This is a genomic window from Nocardia sp. NPDC003183, assembly GCF_053590715.1.
The window spans coordinates 115,789-127,514 of sequence record NZ_JBSFTG010000014.1; the positions used below are offsets into that span (position 1 = coordinate 115,789).

Sequence of the window (11,726 nt, forward strand, 5' to 3'; positions counted from 1 at the left end):
GCTGTCCTTCTGTCCGAAGTCGTTGTCGACCTGCCTGTTTCGGAGCTCTCGTGACTCTTTCCGCCCCCGCCGACCACAGTGACCGCGACCGGACGCGTGCCCGCATCGCCGAGGTCCTGTCGCGTGCTCGCCGCCGCACCGCCCTGCTCACCGAGAGCGTGGACGAAGCCGATCTCGTCGCGCAGCATTCGCCGCTGATGTCGCCGCTGGTCTGGGACCTGGCGCATATCGGGAACCAGGAAGAGCTGTGGCTGGTGCGCGATGTCGGAGGCCGCGACGCGGTGCGGGCCGATATCGACGAGCTCTACGACGCGTTCAAGCACGCCAGGTCGAACCGGCCCGCGTTGCCGCTGCTCAACCCCGAGCAGGCGCGCGGCTACGTCGGCTCGGTGCGCGAAAAGGTCCTCGACGTCCTCGATTCCAGTGATCTGGCCGGTAATCCGCTGGTGGACAACGGTTTCGCGTTCGGCATGATCGCTCAGCACGAACAGCAGCACGACGAGACCATGCTCGCCACCCATCAATTGCGAATCGGCGCGCCGGTCCTGTCAGCGCCGCCCGCTCCGGTCGCCCAGGCGTCCGCAGGTGGCGAAATCATCCTTCCCGCAGGTGAATTCCTGATGGGGACCTCGGCCGATCCCTGGGCGCTGGACAACGAACGCCCCGCCCATCCGGTGCACGTCGACGGCTTCGCGATCGATGTCGCGCCGGTGACCAACGGGCAGTTTCTCGCCTTCCTCGACGACGGGGGCTACGACCGGTCCGAGCTGTGGTCGGAGCGCGGCTGGGCGCACCGCGGGGAGGCAGGCCTGGTCGCTCCGCAGTTCTGGGAGCGCGACGGTGACGGGTGGACGCGCACGGCATTCGGCGTCCGCACCCCGCTGCGGCTCGATCAGCCGGTGGTGCATGTGTGCTGGTTCGAGGCCGAGGCCTTCGCGCGATGGGCGGGCAAGCGCTTGCCGACCGAGGCCGAATGGGAGAAGGCGGCCCGCTTCGACCCGGAAACCGGTGCGTCGCGGCGCTATCCGTGGGGCGAGGACCAACCGGACGCGCACCTGGCCAATCTCGGCCAGCGACATTTGGAACCAGCCGAGATCGGCGCCTATCCGGCCGGTGCGTCGGCCACCGGCGTGCACCAGCTCATCGGCGATGTCTGGGAATGGTGCTCCTCGGGTTTCGAGGCCTACCCCGGGTTCCGCGCGTTCCCCTACCGCGAATACTCGGAGGTCTTCTTCGGCGGTGACTACCGCATCCTGCGCGGCGGATCCTTCGGCACCGACGAGGTCGCCTGCCGTGCCACCTTCCGCAACTGGGATCACCCGATCCGGCGGCAGATCTTCGCCGGGTTCCGGCTCGCCCGAGATCTGCGCGAGGACGAACTCTGATGTGTAGGCACCTCGGTTACGTCGGCCCGCCGGTGGGGATCGGCGAGCTGATTCTGCGCGGCCCCCACTCGCTCTACAGCCAGTCCTGGGCGCCGGTCGACATGCGCGCGGGCGGCACCATCAACGCCGACGGCTTCGGCGTGGCCTGGTGGCGCCGCGCCGATGTGGGAACGGAGGGTGCCCGCGACGCGGTGACCCGCTACCGCAACCACGCCCCGATCTGGACCGACCCCGCCGTCGCCGAAGTGCTCGGGCAGCTCGAATCCCGGTCGGTCGTCGCCGCCGTCCGCTCGGCCACCGTCGGCATGCCGGTGGAGCGTTGCGCCTGCGCGCCCTTCACCGACGAACACTGGGCCTTCAGCCACAACGGCGTCGTGCCGGACTGGCGAACCACGCTCGTCGCCGTCGTCGCCGATCTGCGCGAAGTCTGCACCACCGCAACGCTGTTCGATTCACCCGCGGTGCTGCTGCAGGCGGAGGCGCTCACCGATTCCGCCGCACTGTGGGTGCTGCTGCGCGGCCTGCTCGGGGAGATCGACCCCGCCGGTCCCGTCACTTCCCCGGCCGACGCCCTACAGCTGCTGGTCGCGACCGTTCTCCGGTATCAGCCGAGCGCTCGCCTGAACCTGTTGCTCGGCAACGGAATCCAGCTGTGGGGCACCACCTGCTGGCATGCGCTGTCGGTGCTCGTCACCGACGACTACGCCGTGCTCTCGTCCGAACCCTACGACGCGGACCCACGCTGGCAATCCGTCGTCGACCACCAACTGGTCACCGCCACACCCGGCCACTGCACCATCACCGCACTCGAACTCCCCGCTACCGAAAGGGTCCGTTCATGACCGCGCCGCTGCTGGACATCCACCTCACCGACGACGATCTCACCGCGGCCTTGCGCACCGACGCCCGCACCGGTCTCACCGCCGACCCGAAGTCGCTGCCGCCCAAGTGGTTCTACGACGCACGCGGGAGCGAGCTCTTCGAGCGGATCACCGAACTGCCCGAGTACTACCCGACCCGCACCGAGCGAGCCCTGCTCGAGCGGGTCGTCGGCGAGATCGCCGCGGCCGCTCGCGCCGAGGTGCTGGTGGAGCTCGGCTCGGGCTCGGCCGCCAAGACCCGTCTGCTGCTGGATGCGCTCACCGCCGAAGGTTCGCTGAAAACCTATGTTCCGCAGGATGTCTCGGCCTCGGCACTACGCGGCGCGGCCGACGAGATCGCAGCCGAGTACCCGAACCTGTCCGTGCACGGCGTGGTCAGCGACTTCACCGACACCCTGCACAACCTGCCCCGCGGTGGCCGCCGCATGATCGCCTTCCTCGGCGGCACCATCGGCAACCTGGTCCCCGCCGAGCGCGCCGAATTCCTGGCGGGCATCAACGAGGTCCTCGAACCCGGCGAGCTGCTGCTGCTCGGCGCGGGCCTGGTCATCGACCCGGCGATCCTGGTCCCCGCCTACGACGACGCCGCGGGCGTCACCGCCGAATTCAACCGCAATGTCCTGCACGTCCTCAACCACCGTCTCGACGCCGATTTCGTCCCCGAGAAATTCGACCACGTCGCCCTCTGGGACGCCGAGAACGAGTGGATCGAAATGCGCCTGCGCGCCACCGAGGCGATGACGGCCACCGTCGCCGGTCTGAACCTCACCGTCGACTTCGCCGCGGGCGAAGAGATGCGCACCGAGATCTCCGCCAAGTTCCGCCCCGATTCCCTCGCCGCCGAACTGCACCGAGCCGGCTTCACCCCCACCCACACCTGGACCGACCCCGACAACCGCTTCATCTTGTCTCTGTCCGAACGCCGCTGAGTCCTGGCTTCGGGGCGGGCCGAGCGCGCCGGCGGTCAGGTCAGGAGGGCGGCAACCGAGCCGTCACGCAGCGGGGTGTGTCGGCGGTGATGTCATGGAGCGGGACGGGTGGTCAGAGGTCGAGTTCGTCGGCGAGGTATTCGCCGCTGGTGAGGTTCTCGTCGCCCTCCAGGTCCTTTTCGACGCCTTCCTCGCCGTTGACGGCGTCGTCGTCGAAGAGGGCGCCGTCGACATCGTCGTCGCCGACTACGCGCATCGCGCTTTCCTCGGCGGGGCGTTCGTCCTCTTCCATCGCCTCCCGGCGGGACCCGCGCTCGGTGTACTCCTCGGAGATTTCCTCGTTGATGCCGAGGAAGCCGTCGGCGTCGGCTTCGTGATTGCGGATCACATAGTCGGCGGGCGGGTCTTCCACATAGCGTTCGTATTCGACGATGTCGTCGGCTTGATCGTCGTCGCCCATGTCCATGTCCAACGGTTCACGGCTCATGGTCTCCAGTATCGGCCTCCGACGGCCGTCCGTCACGAACCACGCCCGGGCCGGGCGGTCGTCGGCTACGGGCGTCTGGCGCTGGTGTCCTCCGGGACGCCGTGGAGGACGGCGGCGAACCATTCGACGAGCGGCCGCAGGTCGTTCCAGGCGCGGCGGATCTCGGTGGCCGCGGCCGGGGTGGTGAGCCACTCCGGTGCGCCGAACTCGCGGTGCACGGTCAGGGACTTGTGGCGCAGCAGGTCGATGCGTGGATGGTCGATGGCGTAGCCCTTCGGCTTGGTTTTGAGCTTGTCGCCGCCGAGAGTGAAACCGGCTGCCGTCGTCGCGGCCAGGATCTTCTCCAGTTCCGCGCCGCGCACCTCGTCGTCGATCGTGGCCCGCAGGACAGCCAAGGCGGTGGGCGAGGGCCGGAAGCAGCCGCCCGCGACGAACAATCCCGCCGCCCCGATCTGCACGTACCAGCCGACGCCGGGCGACACACCCGCCACCGCGCCCTGGTGGGTTTTGTAGGGCAGTTTGTCGGCCGAGAATCGGACGTCACGGTAGGGCCGAAAGATCTTGGCCTGTCCGAATTCCGCCGCCAGTTCGGCGGCGAGCGCGACCATCGGTGCGCGCACGGCCTCGTCGTAGAGGTGTTTGTGCGCGTTCCAGAAGGCCTTCGAGTTGTCGGCCTCCAGGTCTTCGTAGAAGTCGAGTCCGGCGAGCGGGAATCCGGTGAAAGCGTCCATCGGTGCGGCGTTTCTCAGTTCTGTTCGGGGACGGGGGCGGCGTGGCGATCGAGCCGGCTACCCCTACCAGTATCGCCCGCCGAGGCTCACAGACCGCCGATCAGTGCCACGAACACGAGCACCAGAACCGCGGCCAACGCCGCGATGGCCCCGTTGGCGATCGCCGCCCACTTGCCCATCGGCTCACCCTTGGCATGTCCGACCAGCCCGAGCACGACTCCCGTCGGCGCGGTGACGAGCACCGGCAGCCCGCACAGCATCACCCCGCCGAGCACCGACGCCGCGACACAACAGAAGCTGATGATCGACCACACCGGCGTGCTGTCGCGGTAGCCGTACCCCGGCGGAGGCGGCGACGGGAACTGCCCCGGGTATTGCGGCGCTCCGTAAGGAGCCCGACCAGGCGGCGGATAGCCCGAAGCGGGATATATCGGCGCGGCATTGCCGACAGCGGGATACCCGGGCGCGGGAAACATCGGCCCCGGCGGTGGCGGCGGATACGGCGGCAACTCGACAGCCGGATTCGCGACCCCAGCCCAGGGCTGAGCGGCGGGCGGTGGGGGATACGACGTCGCGTCGTCAGGGGTTACCGGATCGGCGATCCCACCCCATGGTTCCCCGCCCACCGGATCAGCCACCTCCGGCGCGTCCTGCACCCGCGGCACACCCTGATCCTTACCGAGTTCGACCCGCCGCTCCGGCTCAGTCCCCATGCCGCCCCCTGTCACGTCCCGAATTACAGGACCACCATGCACCAAAGACCAGCCGGTGCGCCATTGTCCGAGGACAAACGCACCGACTGGTCTCGAGAGAACATGGGTAACTCACCGGGCACGAGCTAACCCTCAACCTCTGAAGGCTTGCCGCGTCCCCACCCCACCCCGCGCCTCAGTCTGGCCAAAAGTCGCGGGGAGGCGGTTAGGCGTTGCCGTTGAACAGGCCCGTGACCGAGCCGTTCTCGAAGACCTCGCGGATGGTGCGGGCCAGCAGCGGCGCGATCGACAGCACGGTCAGCGTCGGGAACTTCTTGTCCTCGCTGATCGGCAGCGTGTTGGTGATGACGACTTCCCTGGCGCCACAGTTGGCGAGGCGCTCGGCGGCCGGATCGCTGAGCACACCGTGGGTGGCCGCGATGATGACGTCGCCCGCGCCGGCTTCCTTGAGGACCTTCACCGCACCGGCGATGGTGCCACCGGTGTCGATCATGTCGTCGATCAGCACACAGGTGCGGCCTTCGACGTCACCGACGACGCGGTTGGACTTCACCTGGTTGGGCACCAGCGGGTCGCGGGTCTTGTGGATGAACGCCAGCGGCGTGCCACCGAGCGCGTCGGCCCACTTCTCGGCGACCTTCACGCGGCCCGCGTCGGGGGAGACCACCGCGAGGTTGTCCGACGGGTAGTTGGTGCGGATGTAGTCCGACAGCTGCACCAGCGCGTGCATGTGATCGACGGGGCCGTCGAAGAAGCCCTGGATCTGGTCGGTGTGTAGGTCGACGCTGATGATGCGATCGGCGCCCGCGGTCTTGAGCAGGTCGGCGACCAGGCGGGCCGAGATCGGCTCGCGGCCGCGGTGCTTCTTGTCCTGGCGCGCGTACGGGTAGAACGGCAGCACCGCGGTGATCCGCTTGGCCGAACCGCGCTTGAGCGCGTCGATCATGATGAGCTGTTCCATCAGCCACTGGTTGAGCGGCGCGGGGAAGCTCTGCAGCACGAAGGCATCGGAACCGCGGACCGACTCCTCGAACCGGACGAAGATCTCACCGTTGGCGAAGTCACGCGCGGTCTGCGGGGTGATGTCGACGTCGAGTTCCTTGGCGACCTGCTCGGCCAGCTCAGGATGTGACCGGCCGGCGAAGAGCATCAAGTTCTTCTGGTTGTCGATCGAGAACGCGGTCACTGCTGGTTGCCATCCTTTTGCTCGATTGTCTTCGAAGACGTCTCGTCTGCCGCGATGGCTTCCGCCGCCGCGCGCGCCGCAGCGGTTCCTGGACGGTAGCGCTGCACCCAGTTTTCAAAAGTGCGCTGTGGCCCACCCGACACAGCAAGTGCACCCGGTGGAACGCTTCTGCGCAGTACAGTACCCGCACCCGTATAGGCGCCGTCACCCACGGTGACCGGCGCGATGAACATGGTGTCGCTACCTGTTCGCACGTGGGAACCAACCACGGTGTGGTGCTTGTTCACTCCGTCATAGTTCACAAAAACGCTGGAAGCGCCGATGTTGCTGTGCTCGCCGATCGTCGCGTCGCCGACGTAGGTGAGGTGGGGCACCTTCGAGTGCGCGCCGATCGAGGCGTTCTTGGTCTCGACGAACGCGCCGAGTTTGCCTTCCTCGCCCACGACGGTGCCGGGGCGGAGGTAGCTGAACGGGCCGATGGACGCGCCGTCGCCGATCTGAGCGTGCGTTCCGTGCGTTCGGATCACACTCGCGCCGACTCCGACGAGCACGTCGGTGAGCGTGGTGTCGGGCCCGATCTCGGCGTCCTCGCCGATCTCGGTGCTGCCGAAGAGCTGGGTACCGGGCCGCAGCACGGCGTCGCGCCCGATCCGCACACTCGCGTCGATCCAGGTGGTCGCCGGGTCGATGATGGTGACGCCCGCGCGCATGTGGCGTTCGAGAATGTAGCGATTGAGGGTGGCGCCCGCCTGGGACAGCTGCACCCGGTCGTTCACGCCGGTGACCTTGTTCGAGTCGACCAGTCGCGCGCCGTGCACGGGGCGACCGGCCTCGCGGGCCAGTCGAAGCACGTCGGTGAGGTAGAGCTCGTGCTGGGCGTTGGCGGTGGACAGCCGCCCGATCATGGTGCGCAGTACCGACGCGTCGAACGCGTAGACGCCGGAGTTGACCTCTTTGATCTTGGCCTGTTCGGGGGTGGCGTCGGCGTGCTCGACGATCTCGGCGAGCTGGCCGTCGTCGTCGCGCACGATCCGGCCGTAACCGTTGGCGTCGTCGGGCACGAAGGTCAGCACCGTCACGGCGGGCCGTTCGGCGTAGCTGCGGTGCTCGTCGAGCAGCGCGGACAGCGTGTGCCCGTCGAGCAGCGGCACATCGGCCGAGGTGACGAGAAGGTCGCCGTCGAAGTCCGCGGGGATCGAACCCAGTGCGCACTGCACCGCGTGTCCGGTTCCGAGCTGCTGCTCCTGCACCGCGCACACGATCTCGCGGCCGAGTTCCTTACCCACGTCCGCGACGGCGGCTCCGACCTTGTCCCGGTCGTGCCCGACAACGGTGATCAGGTGGGTCGGATCGATCTCGACGGCGGCGTGCAGCGCGTGCGAGAGCATCGACCGTCCTGCTAACGGGTGCAGCACTTTCGGAGTCTTCGACCGCATTCGCGTTCCAGCACCTGCTGCGAGAACGACGACGGCGGTCTGCGGTGGCATGGATCTCCCTCGGCTGCCTGTCAGCGAGTGCTGTGGCGGGTTCGGTCGGTAGATGGTGCGGGCCGACGATACGTCACTGTGTGTCCGTGTGCTCCGCCGCCAGGACTCGAACCTGAACTATCTGAACCAAAATCAGAGGTGCTGCCATTACACTACGGCGGATCGCCACACCAGTGGGCTCTCGGAGCCCACCACTGTGCTACGGCACGCCAGTGATCCTCGCACACGATCCCGCCCTCGGGCGAATCTTGTGTACGCCTGTCGCGTCCGTGCTCGGATGCCGTTGTTAGCCTTCTGGAACGCACGTACTGATTTCTCGTGAGTCGAAACGCGGAGAGGCGGGGGCACGCATGTCGTCCAGTGAGCCGGGGCGGGCCACCAGGCCCAGGATGACGGGTACGCAGCGCAGGCAGCAGCTGATCGAGATCGGTCGCGCCTTGTTCGCGGAGCGGGGGTACGACGCGACATCGATCGAGGAGATCGCGCAGCGAGCGCAGGTGTCGAAGCCGGTGGTCTACGAGCATTTCGGTGGCAAGGAGGGCCTCTACGCGGTGGTCGTCGATCGCGAGATGTCGATGTTGCTGGAAATGGTCACCTCCTCGCTCACCCGCAATCGATCGCGGGTGCGATTAGAGCAGGTGGCGCTGGCCTTGCTCACCTACATCGAGGAGCGGACCGACGGTTTTCGGATCCTGGTCCGCGACCAGCCCGCCGCCAACTCCGACGGGCGCTACTCGAGCCTGCTCAACGAGGCCGTGAATCAGGTGGCCCATCTGCTCGCCGGTGATTTCGGCCGTCGCGATCTCGATACCAGCCTCGCCCCGCTCTATGCCCAGGCTCTGGTCGGCATGGTCTCGACCACCGCCACGTGGTGGCTCGACGAGCGCACCCCGCCCAAAGAGGTGGTCGCGGCGCACCTGGTCAACCTGTGTTGGAACGGTTTGAGTCATTTGGAAGCCGAACCGGGGCTCAGCTCCGAATGGAATACGGGGACTACGCCGACCAGCGGTGGGGTAACCGGACGTTAGCGCAAGCAACGTGGACCGAATCCATGATTCGGCTGCCACTTTGCCGCCTGGTGGTACGGTTCACCCATCCTTTTGGGTGCTGCCGGGCGGTATGTCGAGCAAATTTCGGGATGTCGGTCTACTTCAGGATGGCTGGATTATTGGATGACAGGCGGATCTGATGGCTAGGCAAGCACGCGCGGAGATCACCCGCGACTCCGTCCTTGCTGGCGCTGCCGATGTCTTTCTCCGTTTGGGCTACGCCAACGCGAGCCTCAGCGAAATCATCGCGCAGTCCAATGTGACCAAGGGCGCCTTGTACTTTCACTTCGGCTCCAAGGAGGAGCTGGCCAGGGCGGTGGTCGATCAGGGCAACGAGCGCCTGACCGGATCCTGTCAGGGTTTCTTCGATTCCCGGGTGCCCGCGCTGGAGGCGGCCGTCGGGATCACCTATGTGGTGGCCGATCTGTCGATGAACGATCCGATGGTGGGCGCGATGCTCAAGCTCACCCACCAGATCGGTGACTATCGCGGCGCGCAGGGCGACAACATCGCCAAGACCTGGGGCGAGACCTACCGGTTGCTGTCGGAGCGGGCCATCGCCCAGGGCGACCTGATCGCCGACCTCGATCCCGAGGTGGTCGGTGTGCTGCTCCAGGAACTGACCGCGGGCGTGCACATCGTCGCGGTCGGCACCGAGTCGATGGAGCAGATGGCGGCGCGGATGGAACGGGCCTGGTACTTCCTGCTGCCCTCGCTGGTGCCGCCGGAGAAGCTGTCGTACTTCCGGGAGTTCGCGGCGCGCAGGCTGCGCCGCTACGTCGTCTAGTAGTTCACACGCTGCGGTCGGTGGCGAGCACCGTCCGCACGTCGGCCTCGGGTCCGGTCGGGGTGATCCGGACTTCGTCGCGGCCGAAGGCGTGCAGGAGCAGCTCCGACGGCGTGCCGGTGAGCACCACTTCGGCGCCGTCGCCACGGTGCGCCGTGATCCGGGCTCCCTGCGGCGTCGCGAGGACAACCGGAACCGGCGACTTGCGGTAGGCCGCGCGTGCGACGGTGCGCAGTGCGGTCCACAGTCGGTCCTCGTCGCGCGCCGCCAATTGCCTTGGCTCCCAGCCCGGTTCGGACCTGCGCACGTCTTCGTGGTGGACGAACATCTCGCTGAGATTGGCCACCGCGTCGACCGGGCGCAACGGCGACCACCACGGCGGGCCGGTGCGGACGAGCTCGAGCAGTTCGGCGAACGGCCGCTGCGCGATCTGGGCCTGCTTGGCCTCCAGGTAGCCGGCCATCGGCCGGAAGACGATGCCCACCGACGCGTCGGGCCTGCGTTCGCGGACCACCAGGTGGGCCGCGAGGTCGTGCACCGTCCAGGTGCCGCACAGGGTCGGCGCGGCAGGGCCGGCCTCGGTCATCGTTTCCACGAGGGCGTGGCGTTCACGTCGAGCCAGACTCACGCCTCGACCCTACGCGTATCGCGACATCCAGGGCGCCGAGCCTGTCGACAAGCAGCCGCCTCCCGAGCGATCCCGGGCCTGTAGCGCGTCAGCCGCCGTTCATCCACCGTCGCTTGAGGTTCCAATGGTTGGCCCACCACGCCTGTTCCGCCGCGGGGTCAGAGCCTGCCGCCGGGGGTGGTGATTCTCCCGGGAACAGCCCTTGCGGACCTGGGGCGCCGACCTTTGCCGGGGTCGCAGCGGCACTCGGTGCGGCCGCTTCCGGTGTGTCCGCCGGTTCGGGGGAGTCTGTGGGACCGGCTTCGGGTGCCGGAACCCAGGTGGGCGGTTCTGGATCACGAGGCCCGGCGGTGGTGGGGGCCGTAGCAGCTGACGGCGGCGCTGGAGCGGGAGCCTGCGGTGAGCGGTTCGGCGCCGCTGCCGGAGCAGGTGTCACAGGTTGGGTTCGATCTTGCGGCGAGGCCGGAAGCGAGGCATCAGGGATTGTCTCGACAGTGGCAGGCGCTGACGGCGACGGTGGAGCGAGGCTGGTCGTGCCAGGGGAACCCGCGTTCATGGCAGGCGAGTTCTCCTCCAGTGCCTGCGACGCGGCGAATCCGGCGACGCCGAGAAAGGCCGCGAGGGCCGCCGCGGTCAGCAGTAGCCGCCGGTGGCGGCGAGGCGCCTGCGGTGGTTCGGCGAGTTGCTTGCGCACCTGGCCGGCGGCGATCAGCGCGGCTGCGCGCGCCGTCGCCTGCGCGAAGTCCGGGACGAGGACCACGCGCGCGGTGAGTTCGTAGCGCAGGGCGCCCGCGATCTCGGGATCAGCGGCCGACGAACCACAGAGGGCCACCGCGTCGGGGTGCGCCGGGATCGACGCCAGCACCGACCGCACGCGACCGATCGTCTCGGTCATCGCGTCGGTATCGAACGATTCCGCGAGACCGTCGGCCGAGGCGCCCTCGGCAATACCGGTGGTCCAGGCGTCCGAGGCCAGGATCTGCCGACGATCCGGTCCGACCACGACGGCGGTCGCGGCGTGATCGGCGAGGTCTAGCAGCACCACGGTCCCGAACTCATCGAGTTCCGGCATGTCACCGACCAGCGCGAACAGTGCCGATCGGGTCGAAACCAGCGATGATGTGTGCCACGGGCCGGCCGCGAGCTCCGAGACGATCTGTTGCCGGTCCTGCGCAGTGTGATACGCCACGGCGACATCCGCGATCACCGGGGCTGCCTCGGCGAGGGCGTCGAGTGCGTGGACGATCGAGCCCCCGTCTTCGACACGCTGCTCGACCGACTGAAGGACCTCGGATTTCTTCCCCGGTGCGTTGGACAGGAGCACCCCCCTGACGACAGTGCGTTCCGCTGATATTCCGACTGTGGTCGTCATAGATCACCCACTCGATAGACGTATAGCTTTCGGAGATTCGTGGTGGGCGCGCTCGGTGATTGGTCGATGTTCCGACTGTGATGTCTCTCAC

Annotated in this window: 12 protein-coding genes and 1 tRNA gene; 5 read left to right on the forward strand and 8 right to left on the reverse strand. The window is 67.8% G+C overall.

The genetic code is table 11. The annotated features are described in order from the left end of the window. The first annotated feature begins 50 nt into the window (after positions 1–50). Genes egtB through egtD form a run of 3 tightly spaced genes read left to right on the forward strand, consistent with a single transcriptional unit; the run spans position 51 to position 3,195 of the window. Positions 51–1,385: an ergothioneine biosynthesis protein EgtB gene (gene egtB, locus ACWDXS_RS29000; RefSeq protein ID WP_449970410.1), complete on the forward strand. Its 1,335-nt coding sequence runs from the start codon at positions 51–53 to the stop codon at positions 1,383–1,385. Next, positions 1,385–2,227, forward strand: coding sequence for an ergothioneine biosynthesis protein EgtC (gene egtC, locus ACWDXS_RS29005; RefSeq protein WP_449970413.1), 843 nt, complete (start codon positions 1,385–1,387; stop codon positions 2,225–2,227). Before egtB ends, egtC begins: the two co-directional genes overlap by 1 nt. After that, a complete protein-coding gene (egtD, locus tag ACWDXS_RS29010; protein WP_378993180.1) occupies positions 2,224–3,195 on the forward strand; it encodes an L-histidine N(alpha)-methyltransferase in 972 nt (323 codons plus the stop codon). Before egtC ends, egtD begins: the two co-directional genes overlap by 4 nt. A gap of 112 nt (positions 3,196–3,307) precedes the next feature. Here egtD and ACWDXS_RS29015 read toward each other — a convergent pair whose 3' ends face one another. The 6 genes from ACWDXS_RS29015 to ACWDXS_RS29040 all read right to left on the reverse strand — a co-directional run bounded on the left by ACWDXS_RS29015 (position 3,308) and on the right by ACWDXS_RS29040 (position 7,961). Continuing rightward, positions 3,308–3,682 carry a hypothetical protein gene (locus tag ACWDXS_RS29015; protein ID WP_387445836.1) on the reverse strand — a complete coding sequence of 125 codons (375 nt, stop codon included), beginning with the start codon at positions 3,680–3,682 and terminating at the stop codon, positions 3,308–3,310. A 65-nt stretch (positions 3,683–3,747) separates the two neighbouring features. Next, complete coding sequence (locus ACWDXS_RS29020; RefSeq protein WP_449970417.1) at positions 3,748–4,413, reverse strand: DUF2461 domain-containing protein; 666 nt, start codon at positions 4,411–4,413, stop codon at positions 3,748–3,750. A gap of 86 nt (positions 4,414–4,499) precedes the next feature. Further along, positions 4,500–5,126 (reverse strand): hypothetical protein, encoded by a 627-nt coding sequence (locus ACWDXS_RS29025; RefSeq protein ID WP_387445837.1) that lies wholly within the window; start codon positions 5,124–5,126, stop codon positions 4,500–4,502. Between the two features lie 205 nt (positions 5,127–5,331). Further along, positions 5,332–6,312, reverse strand: a complete 981-nt coding sequence (locus tag ACWDXS_RS29030; RefSeq protein WP_056813833.1) for a ribose-phosphate diphosphokinase — start codon at positions 6,310–6,312, stop codon at positions 5,332–5,334. Continuing rightward, a complete protein-coding gene (gene glmU, locus ACWDXS_RS29035) occupies positions 6,309–7,799 on the reverse strand; it encodes a bifunctional UDP-N-acetylglucosamine diphosphorylase/glucosamine-1-phosphate N-acetyltransferase GlmU (protein ID WP_378993172.1) in 1,491 nt (496 codons plus the stop codon). Before glmU ends, ACWDXS_RS29030 begins: the two co-directional genes overlap by 4 nt. Positions 7,800–7,890: 91 nt before the next feature. Beyond that, a tRNA-Gln gene (locus tag ACWDXS_RS29040) sits at positions 7,891–7,961 on the reverse strand. 188 nt (positions 7,962–8,149) lie between these two features. Between ACWDXS_RS29040 and ACWDXS_RS29045 the strand changes: the two genes are divergently transcribed. Continuing rightward, positions 8,150–8,827: a TetR/AcrR family transcriptional regulator gene (locus ACWDXS_RS29045; RefSeq protein ID WP_378993171.1), complete on the forward strand. Its 678-nt coding sequence runs from the start codon at positions 8,150–8,152 to the stop codon at positions 8,825–8,827. A gap of 160 nt (positions 8,828–8,987) precedes the next feature. Next, positions 8,988–9,635, forward strand: coding sequence for a TetR/AcrR family transcriptional regulator (locus ACWDXS_RS29050; RefSeq protein ID WP_358071707.1), 648 nt, complete (start codon positions 8,988–8,990; stop codon positions 9,633–9,635). 4 nt (positions 9,636–9,639) lie between these two features. On the opposite strand, the gene ACWDXS_RS29055 is transcribed toward ACWDXS_RS29050, so the two are convergent. Next, positions 9,640–10,263, reverse strand: a complete 624-nt coding sequence (locus tag ACWDXS_RS29055; protein ID WP_378993169.1) for a TIGR03085 family metal-binding protein — start codon at positions 10,261–10,263, stop codon at positions 9,640–9,642. 88 nt (positions 10,264–10,351) lie between these two features. Then, entirely contained in the window at positions 10,352–11,635 is a 1,284-nt protein-coding gene (locus ACWDXS_RS29060; RefSeq protein WP_449970424.1) for a hypothetical protein, read from the reverse strand. Between the last annotated feature and the right edge of the window lie 91 nt (positions 11,636–11,726).

What these genes read in the sequence shown, in the direction of transcription:
- egtC (WP_449970413.1), top strand. Translation starts at nt 1,385, where the DNA reads ATGTGTAGGCACCTCGGTTACGTCGGCCCGCCGGTGGGGATCGGCGAG.
- egtD (WP_378993180.1), top strand. Translation starts at nt 2,224, where the DNA reads ATGACCGCGCCGCTGCTGGACATCCACCTCACCGACGACGATCTCACC.
- ACWDXS_RS29015 (WP_387445836.1), bottom strand. Translation starts at nt 3,682, where the DNA reads ATGAGCCGTGAACCGTTGGACATGGACATGGGCGACGACGATCAAGCC.
- ACWDXS_RS29020 (WP_449970417.1), bottom strand. Translation starts at nt 4,413, where the DNA reads ATGGACGCTTTCACCGGATTCCCGCTCGCCGGACTCGACTTCTACGAA.
- ACWDXS_RS29025 (WP_387445837.1), bottom strand. Translation starts at nt 5,126, where the DNA reads ATGGGGACTGAGCCGGAGCGGCGGGTCGAACTCGGTAAGGATCAGGGT.
- glmU (WP_378993172.1), bottom strand. Translation starts at nt 7,799, where the DNA reads ATGCCACCGCAGACCGCCGTCGTCGTTCTCGCAGCAGGTGCTGGAACG.
- ACWDXS_RS29045 (WP_378993171.1), top strand. Translation starts at nt 8,150, where the DNA reads ATGTCGTCCAGTGAGCCGGGGCGGGCCACCAGGCCCAGGATGACGGGT.
- ACWDXS_RS29050 (WP_358071707.1), top strand. Translation starts at nt 8,988, where the DNA reads ATGGCTAGGCAAGCACGCGCGGAGATCACCCGCGACTCCGTCCTTGCT.
- ACWDXS_RS29060 (WP_449970424.1), bottom strand. Translation starts at nt 11,635, where the DNA reads ATGACGACCACAGTCGGAATATCAGCGGAACGCACTGTCGTCAGGGGG.